17 protein-coding genes are annotated in these 16,862 nt (G+C 58.7%); 5 read left to right on the top strand and 12 right to left on the bottom strand.

Annotation, left to right across the window (positions count from 1 at the left end; genetic code table 11):
• The first annotated feature begins 4 nt into the window (after positions 1-4).
• The 4 genes from gatB (at position 5) to FQ182_RS03380 (ending at position 3,463) form a co-directional block, all read left to right on the top strand.
• Positions 5-1,450, top strand: coding sequence for an Asp-tRNA(Asn)/Glu-tRNA(Gln) amidotransferase subunit GatB (gene gatB, locus FQ182_RS03395; RefSeq protein ID WP_149410870.1), 1,446 nt, complete (start codon positions 5-7; stop codon positions 1,448-1,450).
• Between the two features lie 155 nt (positions 1,451-1,605).
• The gene (locus FQ182_RS03390; protein WP_149410869.1) at positions 1,606-1,977 is read left to right on the top strand and encodes a septal ring lytic transglycosylase RlpA family protein; all 372 of its coding nucleotides are present in this window, start codon (positions 1,606-1,608) and stop codon (positions 1,975-1,977) included.
• A gap of 50 nt (positions 1,978-2,027) precedes the next feature.
• Positions 2,028-3,080, top strand: coding sequence for a calcium/sodium antiporter (locus FQ182_RS03385; protein ID WP_149410868.1), 1,053 nt, complete (start codon positions 2,028-2,030; stop codon positions 3,078-3,080).
• A complete protein-coding gene (locus FQ182_RS03380) occupies positions 3,080-3,463 on the top strand; it encodes a carboxymuconolactone decarboxylase family protein (protein WP_149410867.1) in 384 nt (127 codons plus the stop codon). The genes FQ182_RS03385 and FQ182_RS03380 overlap by 1 nt, the downstream gene beginning before the upstream one ends.
• Before the next feature lie 18 nt (positions 3,464-3,481).
• Here FQ182_RS03380 and FQ182_RS03375 read toward each other — a convergent pair whose 3' ends face one another.
• The 5 genes from FQ182_RS03375 to kdgD form a co-directional block, all read right to left on the bottom strand.
• A complete protein-coding gene (locus FQ182_RS03375; RefSeq protein WP_149410866.1) occupies positions 3,482-4,423 on the bottom strand; it encodes an AEC family transporter in 942 nt (313 codons plus the stop codon).
• Positions 4,424-4,513: 90 nt separating this feature from the next.
• Positions 4,514-6,067: a galactarate dehydratase gene (gene garD / locus FQ182_RS03370; protein WP_149410865.1), complete on the bottom strand. Its 1,554-nt coding sequence runs from the start codon at positions 6,065-6,067 to the stop codon at positions 4,514-4,516.
• Positions 6,068-6,080: 13 nt separating this feature from the next.
• Complete coding sequence (locus tag FQ182_RS03365) at positions 6,081-7,445, bottom strand: MFS transporter (protein ID WP_149410864.1); 1,365 nt, start codon at positions 7,443-7,445, stop codon at positions 6,081-6,083.
• Positions 7,446-7,543: 98 nt separating this feature from the next.
• The gene (locus FQ182_RS03360; RefSeq protein WP_149410863.1) at positions 7,544-8,989 is read right to left on the bottom strand and encodes an aldehyde dehydrogenase family protein; all 1,446 of its coding nucleotides are present in this window, start codon (positions 8,987-8,989) and stop codon (positions 7,544-7,546) included.
• A 54-nt stretch (positions 8,990-9,043) separates the two neighbouring features.
• Positions 9,044-9,955, bottom strand: coding sequence for a 5-dehydro-4-deoxyglucarate dehydratase (gene kdgD / locus FQ182_RS03355; protein WP_149410862.1), 912 nt, complete (start codon positions 9,953-9,955; stop codon positions 9,044-9,046).
• Between the two features lie 236 nt (positions 9,956-10,191).
• On the opposite strand from kdgD, the gene FQ182_RS03350 reads away from it, so the two are divergent.
• Positions 10,192-11,349: a phospholipase gene (locus FQ182_RS03350; RefSeq protein ID WP_149410861.1), complete on the top strand. Its 1,158-nt coding sequence runs from the start codon at positions 10,192-10,194 to the stop codon at positions 11,347-11,349.
• 140 nt (positions 11,350-11,489) lie between these two features.
• On the opposite strand, the gene FQ182_RS03345 is transcribed toward FQ182_RS03350, so the two are convergent.
• The 7 genes from FQ182_RS03345 to rpsI form a co-directional block, all read right to left on the bottom strand.
• Positions 11,490-12,239 (bottom strand): FadR/GntR family transcriptional regulator, encoded by a 750-nt coding sequence (locus FQ182_RS03345; RefSeq protein WP_149410860.1) that lies wholly within the window; start codon positions 12,237-12,239, stop codon positions 11,490-11,492.
• Positions 12,240-12,410: 171 nt separating this feature from the next.
• Positions 12,411-12,830, bottom strand: coding sequence for a ClpXP protease specificity-enhancing factor (locus FQ182_RS03340; protein ID WP_133099905.1), 420 nt, complete (start codon positions 12,828-12,830; stop codon positions 12,411-12,413).
• A gap of 17 nt (positions 12,831-12,847) precedes the next feature.
• On the bottom strand, positions 12,848-13,465 hold the full coding sequence (locus tag FQ182_RS03335; protein WP_133099906.1) for a glutathione S-transferase N-terminal domain-containing protein: 618 nt from the start codon (positions 13,463-13,465) through the stop codon (positions 12,848-12,850).
• A gap of 148 nt (positions 13,466-13,613) precedes the next feature.
• Positions 13,614-14,393 (bottom strand): cytochrome c1, encoded by a 780-nt coding sequence (locus FQ182_RS03330; protein WP_149410859.1) that lies wholly within the window; start codon positions 14,391-14,393, stop codon positions 13,614-13,616.
• Positions 14,393-15,604: a cytochrome bc complex cytochrome b subunit gene (locus FQ182_RS03325; RefSeq protein WP_133099908.1), complete on the bottom strand. Its 1,212-nt coding sequence runs from the start codon at positions 15,602-15,604 to the stop codon at positions 14,393-14,395. Before FQ182_RS03325 ends, FQ182_RS03330 begins: the two co-directional genes overlap by 1 nt.
• Positions 15,604-16,197, bottom strand: a complete 594-nt coding sequence (petA, locus tag FQ182_RS03320; protein ID WP_149410858.1) for a ubiquinol-cytochrome c reductase iron-sulfur subunit — start codon at positions 16,195-16,197, stop codon at positions 15,604-15,606. The genes FQ182_RS03325 and petA overlap by 1 nt, the downstream gene beginning before the upstream one ends.
• A gap of 266 nt (positions 16,198-16,463) precedes the next feature.
• On the bottom strand, positions 16,464-16,856 hold the full coding sequence (rpsI, locus tag FQ182_RS03315) for a 30S ribosomal protein S9 (protein ID WP_133099910.1): 393 nt from the start codon (positions 16,854-16,856) through the stop codon (positions 16,464-16,466).
• Positions 16,857-16,862 lie beyond the last annotated feature (6 nt).

Genomic DNA, 16,862 nt, shown 5'->3' with positions numbered 1-16,862 from the left:
CACTATGCAATGGGAAGTCGTGATCGGGCTGGAGATTCATACCCAGCTCGCCACCCAATCAAAGATTTTCTCCGGCAGCGCCACCACGTTCGGCGCAGGGCCCAATACCCAGGCCAGCCTGGTAGACCTGGGCATGCCCGGCGTGTTGCCGGTGCTGAACCAGGAAGCGGTGCGCATGGCGGTGATGTTCGGCCTGGCAATTGATGCCGAGATCGGTCAGCACAACGTATTCGCCCGCAAGAACTACTTCTACCCGGACCTGCCCAAGGGCTACCAGATCAGCCAGATGGAATTGCCGATTGTCGGCAAGGGCCACCTGGACATCCCGATGGAAGACGGCACAGTCAAACGCGTCGGCATCACGCGCGCGCACCTGGAAGAAGATGCCGGCAAAAGCCTGCATGAAGAGTTCAATGGCGCTACCGGCATCGACCTGAACCGTGCTGGCACGCCACTGCTGGAAATCGTCTCCGAGCCAGACATGCGCAGCGCCAAGGAAGCCGTGGCATACGTCAAGGCGGTCCACGCACTGGTGCGCTACCTGGGCATCTGCGACGGCAACATGGCCGAAGGCTCGTTGCGTTGTGACTGCAACGTGTCGATCCGTCCAAAAGGTCAGGCCGAGTACGGCACCCGCTGCGAGATCAAGAACGTCAACTCGTTCCGTTTCATCGAGAAGGCGATCAACACCGAAGTACGTCGTCAGATCGAACTGATCGAAGACGGCGGCAAGGTGATCCAGCAGACCCGCCTGTACGACCCGAGCAAAGACGAAACCCGCTCCATGCGCAGCAAGGAGGAAGCCAACGACTACCGTTACTTCCCCGATCCAGACCTGTTGCCGGTGATCATCGAGGATTCATTCCTCACGGACATCCGCGCGACCCTGCCGGAGTTGCCACCGCAAAAACGCGAGCGCTTCCAGGAACAGTTCGGCCTGTCGGTCTACGACGCCAGCGTGCTGGCTTCAAGCCGCGAGCAAGCGAACTACTTCGAGAAAGTGGTAAGCATCGCCAGCGACGCCAAGCTGGCGGCTAACTGGGTGATGGTTGAGCTGGGCAGCCTGTTGAACAAACAGGGCCTGGAAATCGACGAAGCTCCAGTCTCAGCCGAGCAATTGGGCGGCATGTTGCTGCGGATAAAGGACAACACCATCTCCGGCAAAATCGCCAAGACCGTGTTTGAAGCCATGGCCGCAGGCGAAGGCAGCGCTGACGAGATCATCGATAAGCGCGGCCTCAAGCAAGTGACTGACAGCGGCGCGATCTCGGCGGTGCTCGACGAGATGCTGGCAGCCAACACCGAACAGGTCGAACAATACCGTGCGGCGGATGAAGCCAAGCGCGGCAAAATGTTCGGCTTCTTTGTCGGCCAGGCGATGAAAGCCTCCAAAGGCAAGGCCAACCCGCAACAGGTCAACGAACTGCTGAAAAGCAAACTCGAAGGCTGATAGCGGCGGCCTCTCTGTAGGAACCGGCTTGTGTGGGATCTGGCTTGCCCGCGATGCAAACGCCTCGGTCTGTCAAAGACACTGAGGTGATGCTATCGCAGGCAAGCCAGATCCCACACAAGTCGGTTCCCGCATTAATTTCGGGGACATCTTGAATGAAGCGTCTACTCGGCCTCTGGGCCCTGTTCTCTCTGCTCACCGGTTGCGCCAGCGGCCTCATCGACCCCAACGGCTACGACGAAACCGGCACCGCCTCCTATTACGGCGCCAAACACCACGGCAAACGCACCGCCAGCGGTGAACCCTTCAACCAGAATGCCCTGACTGCTGCCCATCCTCGCCTGCCCTTTGGCACGCGGGTGCAGGTCACCAACCTCAGTAACGATAAAAGCGTCGTGGTCCGCATCAACGACCGTGGCCCACACACCCGTGGCCGCCTGATTGATCTTTCACGCAAAGCCGCCGAGCAGTTGGGTATGCTGCGCAGCGGGACCGCGCGCGTTCGCGTGCAAGCCCTGAACGACTGACCGAGGGAGCCCTGACCATTTCCGGATTAACCGCTCTCTCGTCCTTAAGCATGATCGAACTCATCAGCGGCCTGGTGCTGCTGATTGCCGGTGCCGAAATCCTGGTGCGCACTTCCGTGCGGCTGGCTGCCGGCCTCAAGGTGCGACCGCTGATCATCGGCTTGAGCATCGTCGCTTTCGGCAGCAGCGCGCCGCAAATGGCCGTCAGCCTGCAAGCCACCCTGGCTGGCAACACCGACATCGCCGTGGGCAGCGTGATCGGCAGCAGCATCTTCAACATCCTCGTCACCCTCGGCCTCTCGGCGCTAATCATTCCCCTGCGAGTGTCCCGGCAACTGGTGCGCCTGGACATCCCGGTGATGATCTTTGCTGGACTGCTGGTGTTCGTCCTCGCCGCCAATGAAGAGCTGACACCTGTTGATGGCCTGATGCTGCTGACGGCGCTGGTGGCCTACCTTGGCCTGTTGCTGTACCAGACCCGCCATTCACGCCGCCCTCGCACCCGTGACACGGTGGTACAGGCACCGTGGCTGAGCAGCTTGCTGTGGATGATCGGCGGGCTCGTGTTGCTGGTGTTCGCCGGGCACCTTCTGCTGCGCGCGGCAGTAGATGTGGCCAGCGACCTTGGCCTCTCCGAGCGGGTCATCGGCCTGACCATCGTCGGCGTCAGCACCTCGTTGCCCTGCCTGGCAACTTCGCTGATTGCCGCCCTGCGCGGTGAACGTGAAATTGCGGTGGGCAACGTGATCGGCAGCAACCTGTTCAACCTGCTGGGCGTGCTGGGCTTTACCGCCCTCGTCGCACCCTCTGCCCTATCGGTCTCACCCAATGCCCTGGACTTCGACCTGCCAGTGATGCTCGGCGTCGTCGTATTGTGCCTTCCAGTATTCTATTCCGGCTACCGGATCACCCGGGCCGAAGGTTTGCTGCTACTCGCGCTGTACCTGGCGTATGGGCTGCATATGGTGTCGTTCACTACCGGCATGCCCCTGGCCAATAAGCTGGAACAACTGATGCTGTATTACGTCCTGCCGGCGCTGGTGGCCTTTGTATTTTTCACCTCGCTGCGAGCCTGGCGCCGCCAACACAAGAGGGAATCGTAATGACCGATCAAAAAAAACCAGGCGTGGAAATGCGCCGTCAGGTGATGGGCGATGCCTTCGTCGACCGCGCCCTGGGCAATGCCACCGACTTCACTCAGCCGCTGCAGGACTTCGTCAACGAACACGCCTGGGGCAGCGTCTGGAATCGCGAAGGCTTGCCGCTGAAAACCCGCAGCCTGATCACTCTCGCCGCCCTGACTGCCCTCAAGTGCCCGCAAGAACTTAAAGGCCACGTACGTGGCGCGCTGAACAATGGCTGCACGGTAGAAGAGATTCGCGAGGCGCTGCTGCATTGCGCGGTGTATGCCGGCGTACCGGCGGCGGTTGATGCGTTTCGGGCGGCGCAGGAAGTGATCGACAGTTACCAGCAAAATCCAGTGTAGGTGCGCGCAAGCTCGCGCCTACACCCAGCCACCCGCCTGCAACACGAAGATTCCGATATTGGTGGTCACCGCCGCCATCAGCGTGGTGATCACAATAATCGCCGCTGCCAGTTCATGATTGCCCTGCGCTGCGCGGGCCATAACAAAGCTGGCCGCCGCCGTCGGGGCACCGAAGTACAGGAACAGAATCCCCAGCTCCGGCCCACGGAACCCGCACAGCCAGGCACCGAGGGTTGCCAGCACTGGCAGGACGATCATCTTCAGCAGGCTGGCGCTCAACGCCATGTCACCGCTTTTGCGCAGAGCCGCCAACGACAAGGTACCGCCAATGCAGATCAATGCCAGAGGCAAGGTCATGTCTGCCAGGTATTGGCCGGAGGTTTCCAGCCAGCCGGGCAAGCCGATCTGGAAGTAGGCAAAGGGAGCCGCGACGATCACGCTGATGATCAAGGGATTGGCCACCACGCTCTTGCAGATGCTCCACGGGTCGGATTTGATCACCGGGCTGTAGACCGCCAGGACGATGGTGGACAAGGTGTTGTAGAACAAGATCACCAGTGCCGCGAGGATCGCCCCTAGGGAAATCCCGTAGTCACCGTACATGCTGGCTGCCAGTGCCAGGCCAATTACTCCGTTGTTGCCACGAAACGCGCCCTGGGCATAGATGCCACGGTCTTCCCGTGGGCAACGAAAGATCGCCCAGCTCCAGGCCAAGGCAAAACTCAACACGGTGGCGATGGCGAAGTAAATCAACAATCCGGGTTTAAGCGCCGAGTGCAGGTCGGCATGGAGAATACCGAGGAACAGCAACGCAGGCATGGTGACGTTGAACACCAGGGACGAGGCCGTATGGATAAAGTTGTCATTGATCCAGTTAATGCGCTTGAGCAGCACACCGAGGAACAGCATGGCAAACACCGGCGCGGTGATGGCGAGGGTTGCGAAGAAGATAGCCAGCATGCCGGGGAGAACCTTAAGCGAGCGTCAGTAGGTGGCTAATGATAAGCCACTTTCACCCTGATGTTCCCACGCCCTGCGTGGGAACAATCGTCAGGTAATAGGCGCTGGATTGAACAAGGTAATGTCGTTATACAGTTTGTGCCGCTCGGCCCAGGTCTGCTTCTTGCCGCTGGCCACGTCCAGATAGAAGTGGAACAACTCCCAGCCCAATTCCTCAATCGTCGCGCGACCAGTAGCAATCCGCCCCGCATCGATATCGATCAAGTCCGGCCAGCGCTGAGCCAGTTCGGTACGGGTCGAAACCTTCACCACCGGCGCCATCGCCAGCCCATAGGGCGTGCCGCGACCAGTGGTAAACACATGCAGGTTCATCCCCGCCGCCAGTTGCAAGGTGCCACAGACAAAGTCACTGGCCGGCGTCGCGCAAAAGATCAGCCCACGGCGCTTAAAGCGCTCCCCCGGGCCGAGCACGCCGTTGATGGCGCTGCTGCCGGACTTGACGATGGAGCCCAAAGACTTCTCGACAATATTCGACAACCCGCCCTTCTTGTTGCCCGGCGTGGTGTTGGCACTGCGGTCGGCCTCGCCTTTGGCCAGGTAACGGTCGTACCAGTCCATTTCCCGCACCAACTCCAGGGCTACGTCCTGGCTTTCGGCGCGGGAGGTCAACAAGTAGATGGCGTCGCGCACTTCGGTGACTTCGGAAAACATCACCGTCGCCCCCGCCCGCAACAGCAGGTCCGAGGCGTAACCCAGGGCCGGGTTGGCGGTGATGCCGGAAAACGCATCGCTGCCGCCGCACTGCATGCCGAGGATCAACTCCGACGCCGGCACGGTTTCCCGGCGGCGCAGGTCGAGCTTCTTCAAGCGGGTTTCGGCCAGTTGCATGATCTGTTCGATCATCTCGGTAAAGCCGTGGCTGGAATCCTGCAGCCGGTACAACCATGGCTCACTGAGGTCGACCGAGCTGTCGTTGTCGTGCATCACCTGCCCGGCCTGCAGTTTCTCGCAGCCCAGGCTGATGACCAGGGCTTCGCCCCCCAGGTTCGGGTTGCGCGCCAGATTGCGCACGGTGCGGATCGGGATGTAAGCATCCGTCGCGGTGATTGCCACGCCACAGCCGTAGCTGTGGGTCAGCGCCACTACATCATCGACATTCGGGTACTTGGGCAGCAACTCGTCCTTGATGCGCTTGACCGCATGGTCCAGCACGCCCGTCACACACTGCACCGTGGTGGTGATACCGAGGATATTGCGCGTGCCGACGGTGCCGTCGGCATTGCGGTAGCCCTCGAAGCTAAAACCTTCCAGCGGCGCCTGGGCCTCGGGCACTTCGGTGGACAGCGGCAAGCTGTCCAGGGGCGGTGCTGTCGGCATGCGCAACTGATCTTCCTGGACCCAACTGCCCCGTGGAATCGGCTGCAAGGCGTAACCGATGGTCTGTCCGTAGCGAATGATCTGACCGCCCACGGGGATGTCTTCCAGGGTCACCTTGTGGCTTTGGGGGATGAAATCGATGGTCACCAGGCCGTCCGGGAACTCGGTCCCGGCCGGCACGCCCTGGTCGTTGACCACAATCACCACATTATCGCGCTCGTGCAAACGAATGGAGCGCGGCGAGTCGGCATGTTCAATCAACTGCATGACGCGGGCCCCTTCAGGAATGCGCTTGGGAAAGTTTAGTCAGCTCAGGGCCTTTGCTCGGCGGCTCTTTAAGCACCACACGCTTGATCGGGCCGACGATTACCAGGTAGCTGAACACCGCCACCAGCGCATTGGCGCCAACAAACACCAGCGCCCATTTGAACGAGCCAGTGGTGCTGATGATGTAGCCAATCACAATCGGCGTGGTGATCGAAGCCAGGTTGCCGAAGGTATTGAACAATCCACCGCTCAAGCCCGCGATCTGTTTCGGCGAGGTGTCAGACACCACCGCCCAACCCAGTGCGCCAACGCCTTTACCGAAGAAAGCCAGGGCCATGAAGCCCACCACCATCCATTCAACGTCCACGTAGTTACAAGCAATGATGCTGCTGGAGATCAGCAGGCCAGCGATGATCGGCGCCTTGCGGGCGAAGGTCAGCGAATGGCCCTTGCGCAGCAGGTAATCGGAAATCACCCCGCCCAACACGCCGCCGATAAAACCGCAGATCGCCGGCAGCGAGGCGATGAAGCCGGCCTTGAGGATGGTCATTCCACGGTCCTGGACCAGGTACACGGGGAACCAGGTGAGGAAGAAGTAAGTGATGCCGTTAATGCAGTATTGGCCTAGGTACACGCCGATCATCATGCGGTTGGTCAACAGTTGGCGGATGTAATCCCACTTCGGACCGCCGGTTTTCTTGTCTTTGCCCTTGTCCTGGTCCATGTCGACCATGGCACCGTTTTCGGCGATGTACTTGAACTCAGCTTCGTTGATCAGTGGGTGCTGGCGCGGGCTGTGGATAACTTTCAGCCAGATCAGCGAGAACACGATGCCGATCACGCCCATCACGATAAACACGTGCTGCCAGCCGAAGCTGTAGACGATCCAGCCCATCAACGGTGCAAACAATACAGTGGCGAAGTATTGCGCCGAATTGAAGATCGCCGAGGCGGTACCGCGCTCTGCGGTGGGAAACCAGGCAGCGACAATGCGCGCGTTACCGGGAAAGGATGGCGCCTCAGCCAAGCCCACCAGAAAGCGCAGCATGAACAGCGCAACCACGGCAGTCGAGATACCAAACTCACCGACATAGCCTTGCAGCACGGTGAACAGCGACCAGGTGAAGATGCTCAAGGCGTAAACTTTTTTCGAGCCAAAACGGTCTAGCAGCCAGCCGCCGGGAATTTGCCCAGCCACGTAGGCCCAACCGAATGCGGAGAAGATATAACCGAGGGTGACCGCGTCGATGCCGAGGTCTTTTTGCAGGCTGGAGCCCGCGATGGCGATAGTGGCGCGGTCGGCGTAGTTGATCGTGGTCACCAGAAACAGCATGAGCAGGATCAAATAGCGGACATGGGTCGGCTTGGTCGCTTGCATGTAGAAGTACTCCCACTAATTATTTTTTTTTGCGGGTGATTGTCTTGGCTTTGTTTTTTGTAGGAGCGAGCTTGCTCGCGCCTACAGAGGTATTGCGTTTACGAACCGATGTAGCTGGTTTTCACCACCGTATAGAACTCTTGCGCATAGCGACCCTGCTCACGCGAACCGTAGGATGAGCCCTTACGGCCACCGAAAGGAACGTGATAATCCACACCTGCCGTCGGCAGATTGACCATTACCATCCCGGCCTGGGAGTGGCGTTTGAAGTGGTTGGCGTACTTCAGCGACGTGGTGGCGATACCGGCCGACAGGCCGAACTCAGTGTCGTTGGCCATGGCCAGCGCTGCCTCGTAATCTGCGACACGAACCACGTTGGCCACCGGACCAAAAATCTCTTCACGACTAATGCGCATGGCAGCCTCGCTGTCGGCAAACAATGTCGGCGCCAGGTAGTAGCCTTCGGTGTCACAGGTCACCAGGCCGCCACCGCTCACCAGTCGCGCGCCTTCGCTTTGGCCGATGTCGATGTATTTCAAGTCCTGGTCCAACTGGGCCTGGGAAACCACAGGGCCTATATCGGTACCGCTTTTCAGGGCATGGCCGACCGTGATCGACTTCATGCGATCGACCATGGCCGCGACAAACTGGTCGTGGATCCCGGCGGTAACAATAAAGCGGCTGGACGCGGTGCAACGCTGGCCAGTGGAGTAGAACGCGCTCTGCACCGATAGCTCGACGGCCTGCTTGAGATCGGCATCGTCGAGGATGACCTGCGGGTTCTTGCCGCCCATCTCCAGCTGTACTTTGGCCTGGCGCGACACACAACTGACAGCGATCTGCCGACCGACACCCACGGAACCGGTGAAGCTGATGCCATCGACTTTCGGGCTGTTGACCAATACATCGCCTACAACACGTCCGCGGCCCATCACCAGATTGAACACGCCAGCAGGGAAACCGGCGCGGGAGATGATTTCTGCCAGGGCCCAGGCACAACCCGGCACCAGTTCGGCCGGTTTGAGCACGACGCAGTTGCCGTAGGCCAGGGCCGGAGCGATTTTCCAGGCAGGGATGGCAATCGGGAAGTTCCACGGGGTGATCAAGCCGACCACACCCAAGGCTTCGCGGGTCACTTCGACGTTGACACCCGGGCGCACCGACGGCAGGTAATCGCCGGACAGGCGCAGGCATTCGCCGGCGAAGAACTTGAAGATGTTACCGGCGCGAGTCACTTCACCGATGGCTTCGGGCAAAGTCTTGCCCTCTTCCCGGGCCAATAATGTGCCGAGTTCTTCACGACGGGCGAGGATTTCGCTGCCGACTTTATCCAGGGAATCATGACGAGCCTGGATGCCGGAGGTCGACCAGGCCGGGAAAGCAGCGCGGGCGGCGTCGATGGCGGCATTAACCTGAGCCAGGTCGGCCTTGGCAAACTCACCAATGACATCAGACAACTCTGACGGATTGATATTGGCCGAGTAGTCGGCGCCGGCCACCCATTGGCCGTCGATGTAATTTTCAAAACGCTTGGCTTGGGACACAAATCTTCTCCTGACGCAAAAGGCCGCTGATTACTCAGCGGCCTTGGTGATGGGTTATTGCGCGCCTTGCTTGTCGATCAGCGCGGCCAGGGCTTCGTATTCTTCCGGCAGCAGATCGGTCAGCGGCGTACGCACAGGACCTGCGTCGAAACCGACAATTTTTGCCCCGGCCTTGACGATGCTCACGGCGTAACCGGCCTTGCGGTTACGGATATCCAGATACGGCAGGAAGAAGTCGTCGATGATCCTGTCGACGGTGGCGTGATCTTCGCGCGCAACGGCGTGATAAAAATCCATCGCGGTTTTCGGAATGAAGTTGAACACCGCCGAGGAATACACCGGCACACCCAGGGCCTTGTAGGCTGCTGCGTAGACTTCTGCAGTCGGCAGGCCGCCGAGGTAGCTGAAACGATCACCGAGGCGACGTCGGATCGACACCATCAGTTCAATGTCACCCAGGCCGTCCTTGTAGCCGATCAGGTTCGGGCAGCGTTCGGCCAAGCGCTCCAACAGTGGCGCGGTCAGGCGGCAGACGTTGCGGTTGTAAATCACCACGCCGATTTTTACCGACTTGCACACGGCTTCAACATGCGCGGCGACGCCGTCCTGGCTGGCTTCGGTCAGGTAGTGCGGCAGCAGCAACAAACCTTTGGCACCAAGACGCTCGGCTTCCTGGGCGTATTCGATGGCCTGGCGGGTCGAACCGCCGACACCAGCAAGGATCGGCACGCTGTTAACGCAGGTATCGACGGCGGTTTTTACTACTTGCGAATATTCGCTGGCCGCCAGGGAGAAAAACTCACCGGTGCCACCAGCGGCGAACAAGGCAGTGGCGCCATAAGGGGCCAGCCATTCCAGGCGTTTGACGTAGCCGGCCTGGTGGAAATCACCTTGGGCGTTGAAGTCGGTCACGGGAAAAGACAGCAGACCGGAGGAAAGGATGGACTTCAGTTCTTGTGGATTCATTATTCGAACACCCTGGGTAAAGACTTTCTGTTGAGAGATTGCTGGGAGCTAGCTTGATGTCATACGTCATCGTACAACTATAAAAAGATTCGTCAACTGCAATTCATCGGCCCTGTGAAAGGGTTGAGGGTTGAGAACGCCCTTCTTGACGTAGGAAATCATTCCGCTATTATCGCAATAGCTGTATATACATACAGCTACCAAGGAAGATTCCCACGACATAGCAAGGAGCTAACATGTCAGACCTTGAACTCGCTACTACTGAAAAAAAACCGCCAACCCTGCGTTTCGAAGGGGGCGAACACACGGCCATCGGCGATGACACACTGTTGCGTTTCGTCAAGGATGCCCCGGCGATTCCTGCCCGACAGGTCGAGTTGCACCTGCCCAACGGCCTGGCGCTGACTTACGGCCAGATCATTTCCTTGGGCGGTGATTTCTATGGCATCCCCGGTCAGCCCATCAACGATGGCGCGTCGCCCGGTGATCGGGTGCGCCGCTTTACTGCTGCCTTCAACTCGCTGGCGGTATTGCCGGCGTCACGAGATGAGGCGGGCAAGATCCTCGCGGTGATGCAAAAGGAGATCAACGCGGTCAACCAGGCGATCAGGGATGGCAAGCAACCCCATGAAGCCTACGATGCCCTGGGTGATACGTTGTCCGAGGAATGGAACCGCATTACCGGCGGCGGCAGTGCCGTGTCGGCGCTGATTCCGCTGGGACGCTATTTGCTACTGGCTGCGGACAATGCCGATCACTTCGGCGAGTGGGCATTGTCGGCCTATCAGGCGGGCCATACGGCGGCACTGCAACAAGCCGTCGTGGCGCATCAAAGTGGCACCGACCAGGCATTGGAACTGGCTTACGCCATGAACAGCTTTGCTGATCACTTTTTGACCGATCTGTTTTCAGCCGGCCACCTGCGGGTACCACGCAAGCAACTGGCAGCCGTGGTTACGCCGGGTGAACTGGGCTCATTGATCAGCCGCTTCATGCACGACGAGGACAGCAAGTTCGGGCTCAATGTGCGCAATGCCTTGGGCGATCAATGGCACGCCTACGGTGACAAACGCTATTTCGATGCAAACGACGCGGCCAACCGTGCGCAGGTCAAACGCGCCGTACAGGCCTCGGCGGACGAAGTATTCGAAACGTTTATCAGCGGCATCGCACCCTCCCCGGCCAACTTCAAGGCGCCGCTTTATGTGCCGGACCTGAATGCCGCGCAAAACCCGGCCAATAACTTCTCTGCGCTGTTCAAGGCTGAAGGCGACAAGGTGCTGCGACGCAAGGACGTCAACAACCTGAACGACAAGCAGTGGACCAATGATTGGTGGGGCTGGAGTACGTATCTGTTGCTCAAGGACTACAAGCCGAATCAGCCTGCCAGTTAAGCGATCAGCCGCAAAGTTAAACCCGTAGGAGCTGTCGAGCACCAGCGAGGCTGCGATGCAGACACCGCGCAGTTTCAAGTACACCCCGGCGATACATTCGCAGCCTCGCTAAAGCTCGGCAGCTCCTACATTGAATACCTTTAACCGCGCTGCGCCTCTGCCTCTTCATGGGCATGGCGCAGCCGCTCACGGCTGTTGGTCAGGTGCAGGCGCATCGCGGCCCGCGCCGCGTCCGAATCCTGGCGAGCGATCGCCTCATAAATTTCTTCGTGTTCGCGGCTCAGGCGACTCATATAGTGCTGCTGGTCGTCATGAGCCAGGCGAGCCGAATTCAAACGGGTACGCGGGATAATACTGGTACCCAGGTGGGTCATGATATCGGTGAAGTAGCGGTTGCCAGTAGACAGGGCAATCTGCAGGTGAAACTGGAAGTCCGACACCACTGCATCACCCGCGTGGGCCGCGCTTTCGTTCAGGGCGTCGAGGGCCGCGCGCATACCTGCCAGTTGCTCGTCGTTACGACGCTGGGCGGCGAGGCCGGCAGATTCCACTTCCAGGCTAATACGCAGTTCCAGAATAGCCAGCACATCGCGCAAGGTCACCACGGTGGCTGGGTCGATACGAAAACCGCTGGGGCTTGGCGTATCCAGCACGAAGGTGCCGATACCGTGGCGGGTTTCCACCTGCCCTGCAGCCTGCAACCGGGAGATGGCTTCGCGCACCACGGTACGGCTGACGCCATGGGCATTCATGATTGCCGACTCGGTGGGCAACTTGTCGCCACGCTTGAGCTGACCGTCACGGATTTGCTCGGACAGCACCGTGACCAGTTCCTGGGCAAGGCTGCGGCGCTTGCGGGGAAGACGAGGGGCTGTGTTGGAGTTTTCCATGATCAATCATCTATCTCGGCGAACTAAAGGGGCATCATAGCCCATGCCAGTTGTACGATCACCGTCCAGCCACGACTTTCATGTGCATCCCACGGCCTGTTGTGTCGGACAAAAAAATGCCCCGGCAAAGCCGAGGCATTTTTAAACACTCGCCCGAAGGCTCGCGCTCTGTTACTTCACCACTTTCAGACTCGGCCGGCCAGTAGGGCGTGGCGGCTCGGAATCCGGCGGCGGCAGATTATCATCGCCATCAAGTTCGATCGCTTCGTCATCATCAAGAGACGACTCCAGATCAAACACCATGCCCTGGCCATTCTCCCGGGCATAAATCCCCAGGATCGCGCCGATGGGCACGTACAGCGTATGCGGCACACCGCCGAAACGCCCTTCGAAGCTGACCGCTTCATTGTCCATGTGCAGCTGTCGCACGGCACTGGGTGAAACGTTCAGGACGATCTGTCCGTCACTGGCAAAACCTTGCGGTACCTGAACCGCAGGAAACTCGGAATTGACCAGCATGTGCGGGGTGCAATCGTTGTCCACTATCCACTCGTAGAGCGCGCGGACCAGGTACGGTCGACTGGAGTTCATCAGCGGCTCCTTAAGCCTTAGCGCATATCGCGTTCGACACCAGACAGACTCGCCTGGAAAGCCTCACGCGCAAACTGGCGCTCCATGTAATCAAGCAGCGGCTTGGCAGGCCGCGGCAGCTCAATGCCCAGAATCGGCAAACGCCAGAGTATGGGTAATAGGCAGCAATCCACCAGACTTTGTTCCTCACTGAGGAAAAAAGGTTTGTCCGCGAATAACGGCGAAACACCGGTCAGGCTCTCGCGCAATTCCTTGCGCGCCTGAACACGGGCGGCTTCTTTACTGCGCGAATCCAGAATCAGGTCCACCAGGCCACACCAGTCACGCTGGATCCGATGGATCAGCAGGCGGCTGTTGGCACGCGCCACCGGATATACCGGCAGCAACGGCGGATGGGGATAACGCTCATCCAGATATTCCATCACCACGGTTGACTCCCACAACGCCAGGTCACGATCGACCAGGGTGGGCAAGCTGCCGTAAGGGTTCACTTCGATCAGTTTCGGCGGGTGACGACCTGCCTCCACAGTAATGATCTCGGCGCTGACACCCTTCTCTGCGAGCACGATGCGTACTCGGTGGGAATATTGGTCAGCGGGGTCGGAGTAACAGGCCAACCGATTGGTCACGCCCATGGCGGTCCTCCTCGCTTGTTGAAATTATCGGAAGCTCAAAAACGAGCGCGCCCAAAGGGTGTCTCACGTAACGTCCGGATGAAACCTGGACCCGCTACCAGAGACGCCCTTGGGCGCGCACGATTAACAGCAATTGCTTACAGTTTTATCAATGCACATCCTTCCAGTATTCGCGCTTAAGCAGATAAGCGAATACGAAGAAGAAGGCCAGGTACAGCAATACATAGGTACCAATGCGCTGATGCTGCAGCTTCACTGGGTTGGCCGAGTAGGCCAGGAAGGTCACCAGATTCTTGACCTTCTCGTCGAACTGCTCTTCGTTCAGCGTACCGGACTTCGGCACTATGGTCAGCTGATCGCACGCTTCATGAGTCAAAGGCGTACCGGTAAGCGGATCATACTGCTTCTTGCCGTTCTCGACGATTTGAACTTGCTTACATCCTACCACTTGGCGACCCTGCAGGCCGACCAGAACGTTAGGCATACCGACATTCGGGAACACCTTGTTGTTCACACCCCAAGGACGCGTCGGGTCTTCATAGAAGGATTTCAGGTAGCCATAGAGCCAGTCGGTACCACGAACACGGGCCACCAGGGTCAAATCGGGCGGTGCCGCACCGAACCAGGCCTTGGCGTCGGCAGGCTGCATGCCGATGTTCATGTGGTCGCCGATCTTGGCGCCGGTGAACACCAGGTTGCTGAGCATCAGGTCATGGGGGATACCCAAGTCGTCGGCCACGCGCTCGTAACGCTGGAACTTGGCGCTGTGGCAGCCCATGCAGTAGTTGGCGAAGGTACGTGCGCCATCTTGCATTGCAGCCTTGTCAGAAACGTCGATGTCGACTTTTTCCAGTTCCGCGCCGTGCTCAGCCGCGAAGGACAGTACTGGCAGGGCAACAAGAATCAATGCAGCGAATAATTTTTTCATCAGCCAGTCACCCTTTCCGGAACCGGTTTGGTCTTCTCTAGCCGGGTGTAGAACGGCATCAGAATGAAGTAGGCGAAATACAGGAAGGTGCAAATCTGCGACAGCAACGTACGGCCTGGAGTCGGGGCCAATACGCCCAGCACGCCGAGGATCACGAACGAAATGCAGAACACCCACAGCCAGATTTTGCTCAGCCAGCCCTTGTAGCGCATGGACTTGACCGGACTACGATCGAGCCACGGCAGCACGAACAGCACAGCTATGGCCGCACCCATGGCGATAACACCCATGAGCTTGTCGGGGATCGCCCGCAAAATCGCGTAGAACGGGGTGAAGTACCAGACCGGGGCAATGTGTTCCGGGGTCTTGAAGGCGTTCGCCTGTTCGAAGTTCGGCTTCTCAAGGAAGTAGCCGCCCATCTCGGGGAAGAAGAACACGATCGAGCAGAAGACGAACAGGAACACGACTACGCCGACGATATCTTTCACGGTGTAGTACGGGTGGAAAGGAATGCCGTCCAGCGGAATGCCGTTCTCGTCCTTGTGCTTCTTGATGTCCACGCCGTCGGGGTTGTTGGAGCCGACTTCGTGCAGCGCCAGGATGTGCAGCACCACCAGGCCGAGAATAACGATCGGCAAGGCCACCACGTGCAGGGCAAAGAAGCGGTTCAGGGTGATCCCGGAAATCAGGTAGTCACCACGAATCCACTGGGTCAGGTCGTTGCCAATGACCGGGATCGCACCAAACAGCGAGATGATCACCTGGGCGCCCCAGTAGGACATCTGGCCCCACGGCAGCAGGTAGCCCATGAAGGCCTCTGCCATCAGCGCCAGGTAGATCAGCATGCCAAACACCCACACCAGCTCACGAGGCTTCTGGTACGAGCCGTAGAGCAAGCCACGGAACATGTGCAGGTAGACCACGATGAAGAACATCGAAGCGCCAACGGCGTGAAGCAAGCGCAAGATGGCGCCGTGGTTGACGTCCCTCATAATACCTTCAACGGAAGCAAAGGCTTCTTCCGCCGACGGGGTGTAGCTCATGGTCAGCCAGACACCGGTAACGATCTGGTTGACCAGCACCAGCAGTGCCAGGGAGCCAAAGAAGTAGAAGAAGTTGAAGTTCTTCGGGGCGTAGTACTTGCTGAGATGGTCTTCCCACATTTTGGTCGCGGGGAAGCGCGCATCAACCCAATCCATGAACTTGCTCATCACGCGCTCTCCTTATCGATACCAATGACAATGACGTCGTCAGACTCGTAGTTATGCGGTGGAACCGGCAGGTTCAATGGCGCAGGTTGCGACTTGTAGACACGACCGGCCAAGTCGTAATGAGAGCCGTGGCACGGGCAGAAATAACCCCCGACCCAGTCCTTGCCCAGATCCACGGGCGCAACTTCCGGGCGGAAGGTAGGCGAGCAACCCAGATGGGTGCACAGACCGACCAGCAGCAGAATCTCTGGCTTGATCGAGCGCGCTTCGTTCTTGGCGTAGGCGGGTTGGTCGGAACTTTCGGATGTGGGGTCAGACAACTGGCCTTCGATCTTCTTCAGGTTCCCCAGGATTTCCTCGGTACGACGAACGATGAACACTGGCTGACCGCGCCACTCAGCAATCATCTGCTGGCCTGGCTCGATCTTGCCAACATTCACCTTCACCGGTGCACCTGCGGCTTTCGCCTTGGCACTGGGAAACCATGACCCCACGAACGGGACCGCAGCCCCCACCGCTCCTGCAGCACCCACCACGGACGTGGCTGCTACCAAGAAGCGACGCCGGCCTGCATTCACGCCGTCATTGCTCATTCAGTCCTCTCCCATCAGCTTTTTGGCCTGTTAAATCAGGCGTCTACTAAGTATTAAATCTGAACTTATAAAAATTTTGCCGAATGGTAATGAAAAGCCCCACCTCTGACAAGGTAATTACCCCAAGCCCAAACTCCAAGCCTTGTAGTATAGGGCGTCTACGGGTGTGGCAAGTTGTCACAGTGAAAAAACGTACATAAAACGTAAGCAATAAAAAACGCCCAGCTCCGCGAGGAGGCTGGGCGTTTTCTGGAACGTAAAGCGAATTAACGCTTCGAGTACTGCGGACGCTTACGCGCTTTACGCAGACCGACTTTCTTACGTTCAACTTCACGAGCATCGCGAGTAACGAAGCCAGCTTTGCGCAGAGCGCCACGCAAGGTTTCGTCGTACTGCATCAGAGCGCGAGTGATACCGTGGCGGATTGCGCCAGCTTGACCACTTACACCGCCACCGATAACGGTGACGTAGATGTCGAACTTCTCAGCAGTCTCGGTCAATTCCAGCGGCTGACGAACTACCATACGGGCAGTTTCGCGACCGAAGAAATTTTCCAGAGTGCGGTTGTTGATCGAGATGGTACCAGTGCCCGGACGCAGGAAAACGCGTGCGGTTGCGGTTTTGCGACGGCCAGTGCCGTAATTTTGAGTCGCCGACATAATGAA

This window comes from Pseudomonas sp. ANT_H4, assembly GCF_008369295.1.
GTDB lineage: Bacteria > Pseudomonadota > Gammaproteobacteria > Pseudomonadales > Pseudomonadaceae > Aquipseudomonas.
Note: the sequence above shows the minus strand (reverse complement) of the source record. Positions and strands in the feature narration are given on the sequence as shown.